Origin of the sequence: Mycolicibacterium wolinskyi str. Jessa 2025 (genome assembly GCF_049241375.1) — a bacterium.
Taxonomy (GTDB): domain Bacteria; phylum Actinomycetota; class Actinomycetes; order Mycobacteriales; family Mycobacteriaceae; genus Mycobacterium; species Mycobacterium wolinskyi.
In genome coordinates, this window is the sequence record NZ_CP185960.1 from 5511763 (window position 1) to 5530147 (window position 18385).

Annotated in this window: 16 protein-coding genes; 7 read left to right on the forward strand and 9 right to left on the reverse strand. The window is 66.9% G+C overall.

Features of this window, described 5'->3' with window-relative positions; genetic code table 11:
* Positions 1–118: 118 nt before the first annotated feature.
* Positions 119–2287 carry a hypothetical protein gene (locus ACOI2T_RS27295; protein WP_409504540.1) on the forward strand — a complete coding sequence of 723 codons (2169 nt, stop codon included), beginning with the start codon at positions 119–121 and terminating at the stop codon, positions 2285–2287.
* A gap of 118 nt (positions 2288–2405) precedes the next feature.
* On the opposite strand, the gene lat is transcribed toward ACOI2T_RS27295, so the two are convergent.
* Both lat and ACOI2T_RS27305 read right to left on the reverse strand, forming a co-directional pair.
* Entirely contained in the window at positions 2406–3731 is a 1326-nt protein-coding gene (lat, locus tag ACOI2T_RS27300; protein ID WP_409504541.1) for an L-lysine 6-transaminase, read from the reverse strand.
* A gap of 52 nt (positions 3732–3783) precedes the next feature.
* On the reverse strand, positions 3784–4248 hold the full coding sequence (locus ACOI2T_RS27305; protein ID WP_067843260.1) for an Lrp/AsnC family transcriptional regulator: 465 nt from the start codon (positions 4246–4248) through the stop codon (positions 3784–3786).
* Positions 4249–4308: 60 nt separating this feature from the next.
* Here ACOI2T_RS27305 and amaB point away from each other — a divergent pair, with 60 nt between their 5' ends.
* The 3 genes from amaB to ACOI2T_RS27320 all read left to right on the forward strand — a co-directional run bounded on the left by amaB (position 4309) and on the right by ACOI2T_RS27320 (position 7250).
* On the forward strand, positions 4309–5874 hold the full coding sequence (gene amaB / locus ACOI2T_RS27310) for an L-piperidine-6-carboxylate dehydrogenase (protein ID WP_067843257.1): 1566 nt from the start codon (positions 4309–4311) through the stop codon (positions 5872–5874).
* Positions 5875–5883: 9 nt separating this feature from the next.
* The gene (locus ACOI2T_RS27315) at positions 5884–6684 is read left to right on the forward strand and encodes an SDR family oxidoreductase (RefSeq protein ID WP_409504542.1); all 801 of its coding nucleotides are present in this window, start codon (positions 5884–5886) and stop codon (positions 6682–6684) included.
* A gap of 95 nt (positions 6685–6779) precedes the next feature.
* The gene (locus ACOI2T_RS27320) at positions 6780–7250 is read left to right on the forward strand and encodes an MPT63 family protein (RefSeq protein WP_067843232.1); all 471 of its coding nucleotides are present in this window, start codon (positions 6780–6782) and stop codon (positions 7248–7250) included.
* Between the two features lie 69 nt (positions 7251–7319).
* On the opposite strand, the gene ACOI2T_RS27325 is transcribed toward ACOI2T_RS27320, so the two are convergent.
* From ACOI2T_RS27325 to ACOI2T_RS27345, 5 genes are read right to left on the reverse strand one after another with little or no spacing between them, the layout of a single operon-like run.
* Complete coding sequence (locus ACOI2T_RS27325; protein WP_409504543.1) at positions 7320–8735, reverse strand: MFS transporter; 1416 nt, start codon at positions 8733–8735, stop codon at positions 7320–7322.
* Positions 8736–8741: 6 nt separating this feature from the next.
* The gene (locus ACOI2T_RS27330; protein WP_409504544.1) at positions 8742–9482 is read right to left on the reverse strand and encodes an enoyl-CoA hydratase/isomerase family protein; all 741 of its coding nucleotides are present in this window, start codon (positions 9480–9482) and stop codon (positions 8742–8744) included.
* A gap of 4 nt (positions 9483–9486) precedes the next feature.
* A complete protein-coding gene (locus ACOI2T_RS27335; RefSeq protein ID WP_409504545.1) occupies positions 9487–10686 on the reverse strand; it encodes an acyl-CoA dehydrogenase family protein in 1200 nt (399 codons plus the stop codon).
* 34 nt (positions 10687–10720) lie between these two features.
* A complete protein-coding gene (locus ACOI2T_RS27340; RefSeq protein ID WP_409504546.1) occupies positions 10721–12778 on the reverse strand; it encodes an acetate--CoA ligase family protein in 2058 nt (685 codons plus the stop codon).
* Positions 12775–13608: an SDR family NAD(P)-dependent oxidoreductase gene (locus tag ACOI2T_RS27345; RefSeq protein WP_409504547.1), complete on the reverse strand. Its 834-nt coding sequence runs from the start codon at positions 13606–13608 to the stop codon at positions 12775–12777. Before ACOI2T_RS27345 ends, ACOI2T_RS27340 begins: the two co-directional genes overlap by 4 nt.
* A 294-nt stretch (positions 13609–13902) precedes the next feature.
* On the opposite strand from ACOI2T_RS27345, the gene ACOI2T_RS27350 reads away from it, so the two are divergent.
* The gene (locus tag ACOI2T_RS27350; RefSeq protein WP_409504548.1) at positions 13903–14517 is read left to right on the forward strand and encodes a TetR/AcrR family transcriptional regulator; all 615 of its coding nucleotides are present in this window, start codon (positions 13903–13905) and stop codon (positions 14515–14517) included.
* A gap of 14 nt (positions 14518–14531) precedes the next feature.
* On the opposite strand, the gene ACOI2T_RS27355 is transcribed toward ACOI2T_RS27350, so the two are convergent.
* Complete coding sequence (locus tag ACOI2T_RS27355) at positions 14532–15989, reverse strand: lipase maturation factor family protein (protein ID WP_409504549.1); 1458 nt, start codon at positions 15987–15989, stop codon at positions 14532–14534.
* 90 nt (positions 15990–16079) lie between these two features.
* Here ACOI2T_RS27355 and ACOI2T_RS27360 point away from each other — a divergent pair, with 90 nt between their 5' ends.
* On the forward strand, positions 16080–16253 hold the full coding sequence (locus tag ACOI2T_RS27360; RefSeq protein ID WP_409504550.1) for a hypothetical protein: 174 nt from the start codon (positions 16080–16082) through the stop codon (positions 16251–16253).
* Here ACOI2T_RS27360 and ACOI2T_RS27365 read toward each other — a convergent pair.
* Positions 16250–17614: a cytochrome P450 gene (locus ACOI2T_RS27365; protein ID WP_409504551.1), complete on the reverse strand. Its 1365-nt coding sequence runs from the start codon at positions 17612–17614 to the stop codon at positions 16250–16252. The two genes, ACOI2T_RS27360 and ACOI2T_RS27365, sit on opposite strands and share 4 nt — an antisense overlap.
* 92 nt (positions 17615–17706) lie before the next feature.
* Here ACOI2T_RS27365 and ACOI2T_RS27370 point away from each other — a divergent pair, with 92 nt between their 5' ends.
* Positions 17707–18360, forward strand: a complete 654-nt coding sequence (locus ACOI2T_RS27370) for a TetR/AcrR family transcriptional regulator (protein WP_409504552.1) — start codon at positions 17707–17709, stop codon at positions 18358–18360.
* Positions 18361–18385 lie beyond the last annotated feature (25 nt).

Sequence of the window (18385 nt, forward strand, 5' to 3'; positions counted from 1 at the left end):
GCATCGGTTAACACAAAGCTTCTTCGAGATTTTTTCTTAATAAGTTGGGCCCTAAGGTTCTTCTCAGGTACTGTTTGCCGCATTCGGGGGTTCTTTAATTCGTCTAGAGGGGAATGCAATGCACTTAGCTGTCCGCCCATACGCCACAGCGGGAATCGCGATGCTGGCTGCCGGTGCGATCATCGCGAGCCCGATCGCTCCGCCGCCGCCGGACATCAAGGTCGCCGCGGTGACACCGGCCGCGTTCAGTTCGCCGACCACCAATCAGTTGTTCGCGGCGACACTGGAGAATGCGCCGACCGCCGCTTTGGCAGCCGTGCCCGGGGCGGCCGCGACCAACGCCCAGCAAGCGTTCCGTGAACTGGCGCTGGCGCTGTGGACCGCCACCGGCGGCACCCTCGACGCGTTCAAGAGCGGGCTGGTGGTGTCCACCGCTGCCGGCGTGACCCTGGTCAATGGCGGCATCGACACCTTCAAGCAGGCCTTCGATCTGGTCGGCGGGACGATCCTCGATGTCATCGCGCCCGAGCAGGTCGCGGGCAGCGGTTTGTTCACCGGCGCCCAGCAGGCGTTCCGTGACGTGGCCCTGGCATTGTGGACCGCCACCGGCGGCACCCTCGACGCCTTCAAGAGCGGGCTGATCCTCGCGGCGACCACGGCGGTCACGCTGGTCAACGCCGGCGTCGATACCTTCAAGCAGGCATTCAGCCTCGTCGGCGGGACCATCCTCGACATCATCGCGCCGCCGCAGGAGGCTTCGGCCGCAACGGCTCTGCTGCCGTCGCCTTCCGACGCGCAGCAGGCGTTCCGCGCAATCTCGCTGGCGACGTGGACGGCCGTCGCGGGCAGCCTCGACGCCTTCAAGAGCGGGCTGGTCCTCGCGACCGCCACCGGGCTCACCCTCGTCAACGGCACGATCGACACCTTCAAGCAGGCCGTCGATCTGGTCGGCGGGACGATCCTCAACATCATCGCTCCCCCGGCCGCGACCACCGCGGGTGGCGTGGTTTCCGGTGCGCAGCAAGCCTTCCGGGCGGTCGCACTGGCACTGTGGACGGCCACCGGCGGCACCCTCGACGCCTTCAAGAGCGGGCTGTCCCTCGCGACGGCGACCGCGGTTTCGCTCGTCAACGGCGGTATCGATGTGTTCAAGCAGTCGGTCGACGTGGTCGGCGGGACCATCCTCGACATCATCGCCCCGCCCGCGCCAGACCCGGCCGACGCCTCCGTCGCCTCGACCGGTCTGATTTCCGGTGCGCAGCAAGCGTTCCGGGCGGTCGCGCTGGCACTGTGGACCGCGACCGGCGGCACGCTCGACGCCTTCAAGAGCGGGCTGACCCTGGCCGCGGCCACCGCCGTCACCCTGGTCAACGCCACGATCGACGTCTTCAAGCAGGTCGTCGACACCGTCGGCGGGACGATCCTCGACATCGTCGCGCCGCCGGTCGAACAGGAACCGGACGAGACGGGTACCGGTACCGAATCCGGCAGCGTCACCCCGGTGGCCGCGGTGGAGACCACGCCCGAGACCGATTCGGCGACAGCGTCCCTGCCCACGACCACCGATCTCCAGCAGGCGTTCCGGTCGATCGCACTCGCGGTGTGGACGGCCACCGGCGGCACGCTCGACGCCTTCAAGAGCGGGCTGACCCTGGCCGCGGCCACCGCCGTCACCCTGGTCAACGCCAGCATCGACGTCTTCAAGCAGGTCGTCGAGACGGTCGGCGGGACGATCCTCGACATCGTCGCGCCGCCGCAGGAGGAGACCGAAACCGACTCGACCACCGCGTCTTTGGCCGCAGCGGCCAAGGCAGGCAAGTCGGATTCCGGACCGGCGTCGTTGCCCGACGCTGATGCGTCCCTGGTCAAGGTGTCGGTCACCGACAAGACCGCCGAGGAGACCGTGGCCGCGCCAGAGGAAACGGTCGAGACTGCGCCCGCAGCGGAGACCAAACCGGTCAAGGCCGTCGTGAAGCCGGCCGAAGAGCTCAAGAAGAGCATCGACGGCGTCGCCGACGCGGTCAAGAACGTCTTCTCGCCCAAGGATCGCGACGCCGACGACAGCGAGTCGACCAAGCCGGCCAAGCCGTCGAAGCCTGCTTCGGACACCGACACCAAGGATTCCGGCAGCAAGGACTCCGGCAGCGGCTCGACCGGTTCGGACACCAAGTCCGATTCGAAGGCCTCCTCCGGAGCTTCCGAATCCAAGAGCTCCAAGAGCAGCTCGAAGGGCTCCGACTCGAAGTCGGATTCGAAGAGCTCGAAGTCGGATTCGGGCGACAAGTAAAACCAATGGCTGGCGACCGGCGGTGACCCGGTAGCCACGCTCAGTGGGGGGGAAAGGCGGCCCCGCTTCCCGTATTCGGGAAGCGGGGCCGACCATTTGACGGCTGGGGTGCGGGCGACTATGCCAGAGTCATCAGTGCGTCACGCACGGTGCCGATGCAGGCGTCGATCTCGTCGCGCGTGACGGTGAGTGCCGGCCGGAACCGCACCGAATTCGAGCCGCTGGGCAGCATGATGACGTGGCGATCCCAGAGTCGGCGGATGAGTTCGTCGCGGTCGGCGGCGGCGGGCATGCTGAAGGCACACATCAGTCCCCGGCCTCGCGGATCGAGCACCGTGTGCGGGAATTCAGTTGCCAGTAGCCGTAATTGAGCGAGCAGGTGGTCGCCCATCGCGGCGGCGTTGCCCAGCAGTCCGTCGGACTCGATCACCTCGAGGATGCGCCGAGACCGAACCATGTCGACCAGATTGCCGCCCCAGGTCGAGTTGATCCGTGAGCTGACGGTGAACACGTTGTCGGCGACCTCGTCGACGCGCCGTCCGGCCATCACGCCGCACACCTGCGTCTTCTTCCCGAATGACACGACGTCGGGGGTGACGCCCAATTGCTGGTAAGCCCAAGCGGTTCCGGTGATCCCGCAACCCGTCTGCACCTCGTCGAAGATCAGCAACGCGTCGAACTCGTCGCACAGGTCGCGCATCGCCGCGAAGAACTCCGGACGGAAGTGCCGATCGCCGCCTTCGCCCTGGATCGGCTCGGCGATGAAGCACGCGATGTCATGGGCGTTGGCCTCGAACGCCGCTCTCGCCTGACGCAGCGATTCGGCTTCGATCTCGGCCATGTTCGCCCCCGGCCGAATGTAGGGAGCGTCGATGCGCGGCCAGTCGAACTTCGGGAAGCGGGCCACTTTGACCGGATCGGTGTTGGTGAGCGACAGGGTGTAGCCGCTGCGACCGTGGAAGGCGCCGCGCAGGTGTAACACCTTGGTGCCCAACGCAGGATCCACGCCGCGGGCCTCGTTGAGCCGGCTCTTCCAGTCGAACGCCACCTTCAAGGCGTTCTCCACCGCAAGCGCTCCTCCGTCAACGAAGAACAGATGCGGAAGCGCCGGATCTCCGAGTACCCGGCGGAATGTGGCGACGAACCGCGCCATCGGGACGCTGTAGATGTCGGAGTTACTCGGCTTGTTCACCGCGGCCTGCGCCAGTTCGGCCATGAAGTCACGGTCGTCGGCGAGCGCCGGGTGGTTCATCCCCAGCGCCGACGACGCGAAGAACGTGAACATGTCCAGGAAGCGCTCACCCGTGCGCGCGTCGACCAGATGCGAGCCCGACGAGCGGTCCAGATCGAGCACGAAATCGAAACCGTCGGCCAGGATGCTGCGGGCCAGCACCTCGCGCACGTGGTCGGGCGTGAGGGATTGCGATGTCAGCACTGCGGTCATGGCGCCACTTTATCGCAATTTTTACGGTCATCACGCTTGACAACCGTAACGATTACGGAATGTAGTCTCTGCCTGTGTAAAATGTCTGCAAGATGACGGTGCTTCGCGTGCGCACATTGGCGGCGGTCCTGATGCGTTGCAGCAGGTCCTCCAGGGCCCGCGCGGAAGCGACCCGGACCTGCAAGATGTAGCTCTCCTCGCCGGCCACCGAGTGGCACGATTCGATTTCGGGGATGTGCTCCAGCCGCGCAGGCGCATCATCGGGTTGAGAAGGATCGAGAGGGGTGATGGCCACGAACGCCGACAGCATGCTGCCCAGTGCTTCCGGGTTGAGCCGTGCGGCATACCCGGTCACCACGCCACGCGATTCCAGCCGGCGTACCCGCGCCTGCACCGCCGACACCGACAGGCCTGCGACCGACGCCAGGTGCGCCAACGTTGCGCGGCCGTCGGCCACGAGTTCACGAACCAGGATCCGGTCGATCCCGTCCAGCGGCTGTTCGTCCGGTTCACCCATGGCCCGCACTGTAGCCGTTCGATTTCTCCATCCCGGGGCTGCCGACCAGAGAGGCGCGATATGACACGACCAGATTCGACGACCGAGCAGACCATGCTCCCCACCGCCGACGACCTGCGTGCGCAGGCACGGCAAGCGTTCGACTCGATCGGCGCGAATGTCGCGTTGGGTGCACCCGGCGAGGCCGGCCTGCCCGCCAGCACGCCGATCACCGGTGAGGTGTTGTTCACGGTTCCCGAAGACACCGCCGAACAGGCTGACGCCGCGATTGCCGAAGCCGCCCAGGCTTTTTCGGTGTGGCGCACCACTCCCGCCCCGGTGCGCGGCGCCGTGGTGGCGCGGCTGGGCGAGCTGCTCGTCGAGCACAAGTCCGATCTGGCGACGCTCGTGACAATCGAGGCGGGCAAGATCACCTCCGAGGCCCTCGGCGAGGTACAGGAGATGATCGACATCTGCGAGTTCGCCGTCGGCCTCTCCCGGCAGCTGTACGGGCGCACGATCGCCTCCGAGCGGCCCGGCCACCGTCTGATGGAGACCTGGCATCCGCTTGGCGTCGTCGGCGTGATCACCGCGTTCAACTTCCCGGTCGCGGTGTGGTCGTGGAACACCGCGGTCGCGTTGGTGTGTGGCGACACCGTGGTGTGGAAGCCCTCCGAGCTGACCCCCTTGACGGCGATCGCCTGTCAGGCGCTGATCGAGCGCGCGGCTGCCGATGTGGGTGCACCCGCGGCGGTGAGCAGGCTCGTGCAGGGCGGGCGCGAACTCGGCGAACGGCTTGTCGACGATCCGCGGGTCGCGCTGGTCAGCGCGACCGGCTCGGTCCGGATGGGCCAGCAGGTCGGCCCGCGGGTGGCCGCGCGATTCGGCAAGGCCCTGTTGGAGCTGGGCGGGAACAACGCGGCGATCGTGACGCCGTCGGCCGATCTCGACCTGGCGGTACGCGCGATCGTGTTCTCGGCCGCGGGCACCGCGGGCCAGCGTTGCACGACCCTGCGCCGGTTGATCGCACATTCCTCGGTGGCCGACGAACTGGTGCAGCGGATCGTGTCGGCCTATCAGAGCCTGCCGATCGGTGCGCCGGGCGCCGAGGGCACGCTCGTCGGCCCGCTCATCCACGAACGCGCCTATCGCGACATGGTCGGTGCGCTCGAGCAGGCGCGCGCGGACGGCGGGAAGGTCTTCGGTGGGGAACGCCGCATGTTCTCCGGCGAGTCCGGTGACACGTCGTTCTATGTCGCGCCCGCGGTGGTGGTGATGCCCGCACAGACCGCCGTGGTACACACCGAGACGTTCGCCCCGATACTCTACGTGCTCACCTACGACGACCTCGATGAGGCGATTGCCTTGAACAATGAGGTGCCGCAGGGACTTTCGTCGGCGATCTTCACGACCGACGTGCGCGAAGCCGAGCGGTTCATGGCCGCGGACGGGTCCGACTGCGGCATCGCCAACGTCAACATCGGCACGTCGGGCGCCGAGATCGGCGGGGCGTTCGGCGGTGAGAAGCACACCGGCGGCGGCCGCGAGTCGGGCTCGGACGCGTGGAAGGCCTACATGCGCCGCGCCACCAATACCGTCAACTACTCATCGGAACTGCCGCTGGCTCAGGGCGTTCACTTCGGGTAGTAAGGCTCAATGGATATCGAACAGCGCGTTGTCGTCGTCACCGGCGCAGGCTCGGGGATCGGTCGGGCACTCGCCGAGGCCTTCGCCGCGGGCGGCGCACGCGTGGTCATCGGCGACGTGGATGAGGCGGGCGCGAATGAGACCGCATCGCGGATCGCCGCAGCCGGCGGCTCGGCGGTCGCGCTGCGCGCGGATGCTGCCGACCCGGCCGATATCGAGGCGTTGGCCGACAACGCGTTCGGGCCTGCCGACATATATGTCGCGAACGCCGGGATCATCGGTGCGAGCGGGCTCGGCACCGACACCGATTGGGACCGCATTCTTGGCGTCAATTTGCGTGCGCACATCCGGGCCGCCGAAGTGCTTGTCCCACAGTGGCGCTCGCGTGGTCGGGGTCACTTCGTGTCGATCGCTTCGGCGGCCGGGCTGCTGTCACAGATCGGTGCGGCCGGCTATGCCGTCACCAAACATGCGGCGGTCGGGTTCGCCGAGTGGCTGGCGATCACCTACGGCGACGACGGCATCGGCGTCAGCTGTGTATGCCCGCTCGGCGTGGACACCCCGCTACTGCATGCCGTGCGCAATGCGGACGAACCCGATGCGCTTGTCGGCGCCGAATCGATCGTGCAATCCGGGTTGGTCATCAGCCCGCAGGACGTTGCCACGGCGACCGTCGAAGCAGTGCGTTCGGAGCGGTTCTTGGTGCTCCCCCACCCCCAGGTCCTCGACATGTATCGCCACAAGGGCTCTGATTACGACCGGTGGATCGCCGGCATGCGCCGCTACCAGCGATCTCTGCGAGAGGGTTAGCCCGCGGACGGATCGGGTAGCGCTGCAAGAGGGCGATAAACCGAAGGTGACCGCCCGCGGACAGGGCGGCCGCCGCCCGAACGATTGGAGAAACCATGAAGTTCAGCAAGACGGCGGCAATGACTTCAGCAGTGCTCGCCACCACGGCCGCAGCGGTGTTCAGTGCGTCGCCGGCATCGGCTTACACCACTGTGCGCAGTTTCGGCATGCAGCAGAACCTGCCGGACGTCACCGGCGCCACCGTGACCGGCTGGACGGTCAGCGATCTGCGGCCGAGCGACGATCAGATTCCGCACCCGGTCTCCGGGCAGCTATGGGAGGCCACGGCCACCGCAACGGCGGTGCAGGGCACCGCGACCCCGGTCGTGTCGGACTTCAATGCCCGAGCCGCGAACGGGCAGAACTATCGTGCGATCTTCACCGCGCCGACCGCGAACGGGGTGAATCCCACGCCACTGCCGCAGGGCAACGCGACCACCGGCGAGGTGTACTTCGACGTCGTGGGACCGGCCCCGGACACCGTGGTGTTCAACAACGGCGCACAGGATCTGCTGATCTGGAAGTAGACGACACAACACCGTGTCCCCGCCGGTCGATCGCCCTCGGCGGGGACACTCGTGCGGTGCCGGCTTCGTTCAGCCGCGGTGCGCCATCGCGCCGTCGGGTCCGGGCGCGGTGGGACTCACCGCAGTCGCCGCGGCGCCCGGCAACTCGGAAACCTCCTCCAGTGACTTACCTTTGGTCTCCGGGGACATGAAGAAGCAGACGACGAACGCGACCGCGGTCAGCACCGCACCGAACAGCATCGTGGTGCCGGTGCCCAACGACGATATGCTCAGCGGCAGGAGATAGGTGCCGGTGGCCGCCCCGAAACGGCTGACCGCGGTGGCGATCCCGACGGCCGTGGCGCGAAACTCCGTGGGGAACAGCTCGTTCGGATAGATCCACACCAGGATGCTCGGACCGCCCGAGATGAACGTGTACACGCAGAACGCTGCGACGATGAACCACAGGGGGCCGTCGGCCCACAACCACAGCCCGGCGAGTGGAAGCACCATGAGTCCCAATGGGACCACCGCGATCGGGCGTCGGCCCCACCGCTCGACGAGATAGAGCGCGGGGATGGATCCGGCGACGATGAGCCCGATGATGACCGTCTCGACGATCAGGCCCATGGGTCCCTCGCCCGAGATCGCGAAACCCGACAGGATCGCGGGCAGGAACGTCAGCAAGGCGTACAGCGGCGTGACCACCGCCAGGTACAGGACACTGCACATCACCAGCCGGCGCATGTACTGGCCGCGGAAGAACACCCCGAGGTTCGCGCGCGGCTTCAGCGGATTCGCGTCCGGATCGTCGACCGCCACCGAGCTCAGATCGACTGCAGTGCCATAGATCTTCTTGACGACGGCCTCGGCGTCGGCGACCCGGCCGTGCTGCAGCAGCCAGCGCGGCGACTCGGGAATACCGCGCCTCATGATGATGACGATCACGCCGAGCACGGCGCTGGTGGCCAGCAGCAGCCGCCAGTGGTCGTTGCCACCGGTGAAACCGACGAAGAACGCACCGACGATGTAGGCGAACACCGCACCCGCCGACCACGCCACGGCCGACATGCCGATCATCGCGCCACGCTTCTTCGACGGCGTGAACTCGGTGAGCAGGGAGGTGGCGATCGGGTAGTCCGCGCCGATCGCGGCGCCGATGACGAACCGCAGAACGATGAGTTGCCAAGGCGCCTGGACGAATACGCACAGCCCACAGGCCACCACGAGGACGACGAGGTCCAATGCGTACATCTTCTCGCGACCGAGGCGATCGGTGAGGAATCCGAAGACCGTGGCCCCGAAGAAGATACCGATCAACGACGCCGCGCCGATCAGACCTGACTCCGCGGTCGACGGATTGAGTTCGGCGGTGACGCCGAGCATTGCGACGCCGATGATGCTCATCACGTAGCCATCGAGGAACGGACCACCACAGCACGCGGTCAGCAGCTTGGCGTGAAAACCTCGCCTGGCCGGCAGGTCCATTACATCCAGTGAGCTCATATCGCTTCAGTCCTCGTCTTTCTCGGGGGCGTTGTTGAGCACGGCATAGGCCAGCTGCTCCAGCAGCAGGGCAGCCTGAGTCGGGGCATCGAGGCTCACGTCGAGAACCTGCTTGGTGATACGCAGCGCCAGCGTCGGCCGCTCGGCGAGTTCGCGAGCGATCTCCATGGCCTTCTTGATGTGCTCGCCAGGCGCGGTGACCTCGCTGACGATCCCCCACAGTTCGGCCTGCCCGGCATCGAATCGCCGACCGCGCAGCACCAGGTCCCGGGTACGACCCGCACCGACCACCCGCACCATCCGCGTCACTCCCCCGGACGAGGGCAGGATACCGATGCCGATCTCCGGGAACCCGAAAACCGCTGCGGGGTCGGCGATCCGGATATCCGCCGCCAGGGAGAGTTCGAGCCCGCCACCGAGGCAGTATCCGGTGATGGCCGCGATCGTGGGCTGCGGCAGGCCGGCGAACACCTCGTACACCGAACCCGACCCGCGGTAATAGTCGGCGATGGCGTGCGGGGTCATCTCGCGTAACTCGGTGACGTCCGCGCCTGCCGAGAACACCGTGTCCCCACCGGTGATCACGATTGCCCGACTGGACTCAACCTCCGGGCTTCGCAATGCGCGTAGCAGTTCGGATTCCATGTGGGTCGACAGCGCGTTTCGTTTGCGCTCGCGCCGGAGCGTCACCACGGCGACCGTATCCTCGCGGTGAACGTCGACGGTTCCGGTGTTCTCGGCCGACATGGCGCTAGCTCGCCGTGACCGGAGCGGGAAACGACAGCAGGTTGCTCAGGCCGCGTTTGTTGGCCTCGTTGGCGATGACCAGCCGCTGGATTTCGGAGGTGCCTTCCCAGATCCGATCGACGCGCAGTTCGCGCCACAGCCGCTCGACGGGGTAGTCGCGGATGTAGCCCCGGCCGCCGAAGATCTGGACGGCACGGTCGACGACCCGGTTGGACGCCTCGGAGGCGGCCAGCTTGACCGTCGCCGCCTTGGCGTGCAGTGTCTTTCGCTGGTTCGGGTCGTTGAGATCGGCGTTGTCGAACTCCCACGCGACCTGGTGGGTGAGCGCTCGATTGGTGGTGATGTCGACGACCGAGTCGGCGATCATGCCCTGGATCAACTGCCGGTTGATCAGCGGCTCCCCGCCCTGAACACGTTCACGGGCCCAATCGACCGCCAAGGTCAGGGCACGCTCGGCCGCACCGATCGTCCTGGCGCCGATCATGAGTCGTTCCTCGGTGAACCAGTCCCTGGTCAGTTCCAGGCCTGCCCCCACGCCGCCGAGTACCGCCTCGGCGCCCACCCGGACATCGGTGAACGTGAACTCGGGATGCTCATAGACGAACGTGTGCGTGTACCGGGGGATCTTGGTGATCTGCACGCCGGGCGTGTCCACGTCGACCAGAAACATCGTCGGGGCGTGCTCGGGTTGCACGTAGGCGAGCACGATGAGGTAGTCGGCGACGTCACCCACGGTGACGAACCACTTCTCACCGTTGATGACGTAACCACCGTTCCCGTCGGGCGTCGCAGTGGTTTTCGCGGCGGAGAAATCCGACCCGGCGTCGGCCTCGGAGATCGCCACCGCGTCGCGACGGTCCCCGCGCGCGCCGGGGATGAGGTAACGCTCGCGCTGTTCCTGAGTGGCATGCGCAAGGGGGTTGGCCGGCCGCCAGACCGCATCCCACAACGCGTTGGTCAGCTTGCCCAACTCGTCCTGCACGACCACCTGTTCGAGGACTGTCAGCCCGGCGCCGCCGAATTCGGTCGGGGTGTTGATGGCCTGGAGACCGGCGTCGAGCACCGCGGCCTTGATCGTCGCATGCGATTCCGCGGTCAGTCCGTTGTTGCGTTCGCATTCCTCCTCGAACGGGATGATCTTCTCGGTGAGCGTGCGAGCCCGGTCCTTGAGCTCGACGAGGCGCGGAGTGTAGGCGAATTCCATTGGTAATTGGTTCCTTTCAGGATACTGGAGGTGGTCAGTGGTTGCCGAGCACGATCCGGGCGTCCAGCCCGAGCGTGCCGCGCGGCGTGGCGAGCAGTGGATTGATCTCGAGCTCGGCGATTTCGGGATGGGCGGCCGCGACCTCGCTGATCGTGGCGATCGCCGCCGCCGCTGAGTCGATGTCGATCGGTGGCCGGCCTCGAACCCCGTGCAGCAGCGCAGCTGCCCGCAAGTTCTCCAGAAGCCGACGGGCGGTTGCGGCGTCGACCGGTGCGAGCGCGAAGGTCACGTCGGCGAGCACCTCGGTGAACACACCGCCGAGGCCCACCATCGCGACGGGCCCGAACCGGGGATCGCGTTGCACACCGACGATGAGTTCTGTCCCGTCCGACGTGTCGGCCATACCTTCGACGCAGAAGCCCGAGGGGTTCAAGCGTTCTCGCATACGCCTCACCGCGTCGGCGACCTCGTCTCGTCCGGTCAGGCCGAGCGCGACACCACCGGAGTCGGACTTGTGCAGGAGACCCATTGCCTTGACCACGACCGGATATCCGATGCGTTCGGCCGCGGCGACCGCCTCGTCGGCATCAGCGACGAGCCGGGCTTCGGGAAACGTGACCCCCGCGGCCCGGAACAGCTCGCGGGCATCCCAGTAGCCGGCCGCCGGAACGGGGTCCGCCGCTCGTGCCGGGAGTTCGGGCAGGACGCGCGGCACCGCTGCCCGGTCGAGAATGGCCAGGGTGCCCGCGGCATCTTCGACCGCCGTGAACACCGGAACCCCGCGATCGGCGAGCACCTTGGCCGCCTCGCTGTCGGAGTGCATGGTGTGCACGACGACCGGCTTGCCGTGGCGGTGCGCGACATCGGCCATCGCGGCCGCGGCGGCGATCTCACCCCGCGCCAGGTTGTCGCCATACCCGCCATAGCCCCCGAAATAGCCGGTCACCAAAGCCGAATCGATGTCGGGGCTCGACAGGACGGTGTCGAGCACCGACACGAAAGACGTGATGTCCTGCTCGCCGGCGCCGGCCAGATCGACCGGATTGCGAACGCCGGCCGACGGTGTGAGCCGGGCGCGCAGCGCCACACTCACATCGGCGGAAAACTCCGGCACGCTCAAACCGCTCGCCTCGACGACGTCGGAGGCGACGCCCGCGTGTCCCCCACCGTCGGCGATCACCCCGACGCGATGCACCGGTGCCGCACCGTAACTCAGGAGCGTCACCGCGGCGTTCGCCAGTTGCCGGGGGCTTGCGACGCGGTACACGCCCGCCGCCTCACAAGCCGCGTCGATCACTGCGCTGTCGGAGGTCAGTGAGCCGGTGTGCGACTGTGCGCCCCGAACCGACGCTTCGCTACCGCCCACCGTCAACAGCACCACCGGTTTGCCCGCCTCGGCTGCCGCGGTGGCAGCCGCCACAAAGGCCCGGCCATCACCGAAATCCTCGCAATAGACGGCGATGAGATCGGTTTCGGTGTGCTCCACGCACGATCGGATCAGATCTGCCGCGCCGAGATCGGCCTGATTGCCCAGCGATACGAAGCGAGAGAAACCGTGGCCGCGGGCCGCGAGGAATCCGCTCAGTTCCAGCGCCATGTTGCCGCTCTGCGACAGCAGCGCAATCCGCCCCGGCGGCAAGGGATTCGACGCCAGGGTGAGCGAGGTGCTGGAGTCGAGCACACCAAGGCAATTGGGCCCCAGCAGAACCGCACCGGCGGCTCGGACACGTTCGACGATGCGCTCCTGCAGCGCTCGCCCGTCGTCGCCGAGCTCGGCGAATCCCGCGGTCACACCGACGATCGCGCGCGCGCCTGCGTTGAGGGCATCGTCGACGGCTTGCTCGAATCCGTGCGCGGGCACGGTCACGACGACCAGTTCCACCGGTTCGTCGACCTCGGCGAGGCTGCGCAACGACGGTTGCCCCAGGATGGTCTCGCCGCGGCGATTGACCAGGTGCACGGTGCGATGCGAAACCATCCGCAACGCCTGCACGCTCAGCCAGTTGCCGTACTTGCTCTCGTCATTGCTGGCGCCGAGCACGGCGACGGTCTTCGGATCGAAGAGCGCCGTCAGGTCGCGTGGGCCGGTCACAGCTTCGCCTCCGGCCGCGGGGCGGGATGACCGGCACCCCACGCATCAGCGCCGCCGTCGATGACGATCGTGGTACCTGTCACGTAACTGCCGGCAGGCGAGGCGAGGAAGGCGATCACGCCGGACACCTCTTCGGCCGTGCCGAGGCGGCCGAGGGGTACCGCCGCCGCCCATTCGGCCCGGGCCGCCTCGGTGTAGTTCTCCTCCATGCCCTCGGTGGCGATGGTCCCCGGAGCGATGCACACGCTGCGGATGCCGAACCGGCTCCACTCCAGCGACAGCCCGGCGGCAAGGTTCTCCAGCGCGGCGCGGGCCGACGTGGCATGCACCATCGATGCGATACCCCGGCGCGGGGAGAACGCCATGAAGAAGATCGCTCCCGACCGCTGCGGGATCATGGCCCGTACCGCGACCTCACGCGTCACCGCCCAGGTTGCGTCGACGGCGAGCCGGTGCACCGCGCGCCACCCCTTGCTCGTGATCTCCTCGGCCGGCGCGGCGAACTGTCCTCCGGCGTTGTTGACGAGGGTGTCGATCCTGCCGAACTCGCCCAACGCCCGGTCGACCAGTGCTGTCACGGCAGCGTCGTCTCGGATATCGGCCGGGACGACGAGCGCCCGCGCACCGAGCGCCTCGATGTCGGCCGCGGTTTTCTCGAGCGGCTCTTCTCGCCGCCCGCAGATCACGACGTCCGCGCCGCACGCGGCCAGATCGAGCGCAACCGCACGGCCGATTCCGGTACCGCCGCCGGTGATCACAGCGACCGTTCCCCGGTGCACGTCAGGCCGCAGCACCTGTGCTGCACCGCCATCGGCACTCCTGTTTTGCATCGCGAACCCATCTCCTCGCCGTCTGACTGATGAATCAGTTCTACCGTGACCCACCCCACAGCTGTCAAGGGTTGTAATTAGCGCCACTACGTCCAGCGATTGACCTCGCTAACGAACAAGCAGTTCAACGCGTATGCGAGCAAACCGAAAGTGCAGGTTTCTCACTCAGGTCATGGCTTACCTTCGACTGACTGATGCATCAGTCAGCGACATGTGATTTGATTGAAGCGTCAGAAACACCACGCCGGCTGCCAGATCGCCTGGTGAGCAACCGGCGCGAGTTCGGGAGGATGTGTGACCGCTCAACTCACCGAGGACATCAGGCGCACAGCCATCCTCGATGCCGCAGCTCAACTCATCGCCGAGCGTGGATATCACTCCGTGCGCATCTCCGACATCGCCGCAGTCGTCGGAACCAGCACCGGGGCCGTGCACTACTACTTTCCCGGCAAGAGCGACGTGTTGACCGCGGCGCTGCGCCATGCCCTCGACCGCGCGTTCGAGCGCCAGAGCGACGAGTTGAAGAAGATCGACAACGCGCACGAGCGGCTGCTCAAGCTCATCGACATGCAGCTGCCGAGGGTCGGGCCGCTACGCGACGAATGGTCGATCTGGATGCAGCTCTGGGCCGAGGCAACCATCCGCCCCGAGCTGCGGCCGATTCACAACACGTACTACGCCCGGTGGCACGAGACAGTCGGCCGCATCGTGCGGCGCGGGCAGCGGCAGGGGATCTTCCGCACCGACGTCGATCCCGAGACCGTCGCCCACCGGTTGACCGCGCTCACCGATGGTGTTGCCATCCAGGTGCTCACCGGCGCACCGAACATGACGGTTTCGGCGATGAAAGAGATTCTCGCGCAGTTCGTCCAGGACGAGCTGATCCCTCGCAACGTCCCGTCGCCGTAGCCCCGTGCCGGGACTCAGCCCGGGCGCGCGGGGCGTGCCCCCTGGGCTGAGCCGCGCAACGCCACCGGCGGCAGATAATCCGTCAGCAGGGTCCGTTCCCACCACACGTGGTCGTGGCGCAGTTCGTCCCACGTGCTGAACCGGTACCGGTACAGACGCGCCCGTACGTAACGGGGCGGATGGTCGGGGAAAGGATTGTGCCGCAAGAGTTTCAGTGTTTGCCTGTCATTCTCGAGCAGGCGTATCAGCAGGGTGCGCAACCACTGTTGCGCGTATGCCGGTGAGATGGCCGCAAACCACATGAGCCAGTCCAGGCGCAGATGGTACGGCGCGAACTGGCGGGGCCACCGGCGCACGTCACCCGGTTTGCCCTTGAACTCGTACTCGCGCCATGTGGTGCTGGCCGTCACCACGTCGTCGTCGGTGCCCTCGATCACCACCTCGTCGCGGCTGCGGCCCACCGCTCCGAAGGCTCCGTAGGAGTTCACCAGGTGATAGTTGTTGTAGGAGGCGTTCATTCGCTGACGCTTCGACACCAGATTGCGCACCGGCCAGAAGCTCAGGACAACGGTCACCGCGGTGAACGCGACGACCGCGACGACGAACCACAGCGGAGTGTCGGAGAACTCGGGTGCGGTGACGGGAAGAACGGTGGCCACGGCGGAGTCGGATATGGCGCTGGCGGCCAAGACGATCGTCACCCAATTGAGCCAGGCGAAATTGCCGGACAAGACCAGCCACAGCTGCGTGACGATCACGATCGCGGCGGCACCGGAGGCGATCGGCTGCGGAGCGAAGAGCGCGAACGGCACAACGAGTTGGGCAAAGTGGTTGCCCGCGACCTCGATTCGGTGCAGCGGCCGCGGGAGATGGTGGAAGAACCAGCTCAGCGGGCCGGGCATCGGCTGCGTCTCGTGGTGGTAGTACAGGCATGTCAGATCACGCCAGCACCGGTCGCCACGCAGCTTGATCAGGCCGGCCCCGAACTCGACGCGGAACAGCAACCAGCGGGTCAACCACAACACGAGCACCGGCGGCGCGATGTGGTCGTTGCCCAGGAAAATCGCCAGGAATCCGGCTTCCAGCAGCAGCGATTCCCATCCGAACGAATACCACGTCTGCCCCACGTTGACGATCGACAGATACAGCACCCACAGCAGCAGCCAGGCGAGCATCGCCGCCCACAACGGCACCAGATCGCCGGCACCGGCCAGCAGCGCCGCCGAGATCGCCGCACCGGTCCAGCAGACCACGGCGAAGAACCGGTCCGAGTAGTGGAGGTGGAAGATGCTGGGGGCGCGGCGGAATGAGGTGCGCGCCAGAAATGCGGGTATCGGCAGCAACCCCCGCTCGCCCATGAGCGCGCGGAACTGGCGGGCGGCGGCGATGAAGGCGACCAGATAGATCGCCGCGGTTCCCCGCTGCAACACCTGCCTGGCGAACCAGTATTCGGGTGCCGTGAACCACTCCATGTACGGACCTTCGAAGACACCGGCCTGACCACATGAAGGTACCCCGTTTCGCGGTGTTTCACTCCGATGCCCGCGGGGTACGCGGCCAGCATGTCAGAACGCAGCGGGGACAGTACCGACGACAAGTCCGAATCCGACGTCGACGAGGACGAGAAGGTGGCCGGATCCCGTGCCGGCGGGCGCTATGTCGGGCGGACCACCTCCGACGACGCGTTCGACGCGGGCGAGACGGGTGCGGAGGCGCGCAGCGAGGACGACCGCTAGCGCCGCCGCAACCCCAGCCGAAAACCGAACGGCATCATCGTCAGCCGCTCCTGGATCTGCAACCGGTAGTGCGGCTCTGCCTCGAAGTCATATCGGCGAATGAGCACCGCCAGGAGCAGGACCGCCTCGTGCAGGGCGAATTGTCGCCCGATACAAGATCTTTCACCCGTGCCGAAGGGCTTGTACAGACCGCCGGGCCGCGCTCGGACGCGCTCGGGCGCGAACCGGTCCGGATCGAATTCCTCTGGGTCGGCGCCCCATCGGGGATCGCGGTGCAGTGTCGAGGTCAGCGCCAATGCCCAATCGCCTTTGCGCATCGGGTGAATACCCGCCAGCACGGTGTCCTCACGAGCGGCGCGGTAATAGCCCGGGACCGTCGGCTGCAGGCGCAGCGATTCGTCGAGAACCCGCCTGATATAGCGCAGTTTCGCGATCTTCGCGAACTCCGGTCGCTCCTCGCCTCCCCATACCTGGTCGACCTCGGCGCGGGCGCGGGCGAACACCTCCGGATGGCGTGACAGAAAGTACAGCGCGAAAGACAATGCGCCCGAGGTGGTCTCATGGCCGGCGATCAGGAAGTTGATCAGCTGGTAGCGGATGTTCGCGGCGTCGAGGTCCGAGCCGAGCATGATGTCCAACAGATCGCCGTGGCCCCCCGGGCCGGCCTTCCGGCGTTCGGTGACGATGTCGTCGGCCAGGTCGTGCAGGTATGCGGCGTCGCGACGGACCCGGCGCTCGAAGATGCGCGCGACGAAGCCGGGAAGAAACGTCTCCCGCAGCACACCCACCCGGTCGGCGCCTTTGAGCGCGGACACCATGTGCTCGACGAACGGGTGGGTTTCGTCAGATTCGAAGCAGCCGAACGAGTATCCGGCCGCGCAACGCCCGATCGTCTCGAGCGTGACGCGCGTGGTGTCGGCGGACACGTCGACCGTGTCGCTGGTGTCCCAGCGGTCGGTCAACTCGGCGGCGACATCGAACATCACCGCGTGGTAGCGGCGCATCGCGGCCTGGCTGAAAGCCGGCATCAGCAGCTGATGCGCCTTGAGCCAGTTCGGTTCATCGTTGTAGGCGGTGAACAACCCGTCCCCGCCGATGATCCGCAGCGCCTCGATATCGGGGCCGACGTGCTTGCAGAAGCGGTTCTCGTCGTTGAGATCCATGACCGCGTCCGCGCCGGCCGCCACGACGTACCGCGCGCCGAGAAACGTGAATTCGAAGACGGCCCCGAGCCGGGCCAGTTCGGCCGCCGACTGCGAAGGAGAATCCGCGTCGAATCCGAACATGTCGCCCAGCAGAGGGATTCGCCGTGGCGGATGGGGCAGTTTCGGGTAGCGATGCCGTTCGTCCAGGACGGTCATGGTCCAAGGCTGCCCCGTTATTCTACATGTGTCAAGTAGTGGCGCGGCACGTCGTACCAGGTGATGACGGGCAGCCCGGTTAAGCTGGCCGGGTGGGTGCTGAGTCGAGACGACGACTCTCCCCCGCCGATCGGCGTAGCGAGCTGTTGGCGTTGGGGGCCGAGGTGTTCGGCCAACGACCGTACGACGAGGTCCGCATCGACGAGATCGCCGAACGCGCCGGGGTGTCTCGCGCGCTCATGTACCACTACTTCCCCGACAAACGCGCGTTCTTCGCTGCGGTCGTGCGGGCCGAGGGTGAGCGCCTGTTCGAGGCCACCAACACCCCGCCCGACCCCGGCCAGAGCCTGTTCGGACAGCTTCGCGCCGGGGTCCTGGCCTACCTGCGCTACGACGAGGAGCATCCACACGGCGCGTGGGCGGCGTACATGGGTATGGGCCGCGCCGACCCCGTGTTGCGCGGCATCGACGACGTCGACAACGACCGGCAGGCCAACCGGATCATGAGCCGCATCGGCGAGGCGGCCGCCGAGCCGTTGGACCCCAAGGTCGAGCGCGACCTGCGGGCCACCATCTACGGCTGGCTCGCGTTGACGTTCGAGATGTGCAGGCAACGTCTCGTCGACCCGTCCATCGACGCCGGCTTCGTGGCCGACACCTGCGCGCATGCCCTGCTCGACGCGGTCGGCCGGGTGCCGGGACTGCCTCCCGAACTGGCGGATGCGGCCGCTCCCGAGCACCGTTAGCGCCGACTTGTCGGTACCCGATGGG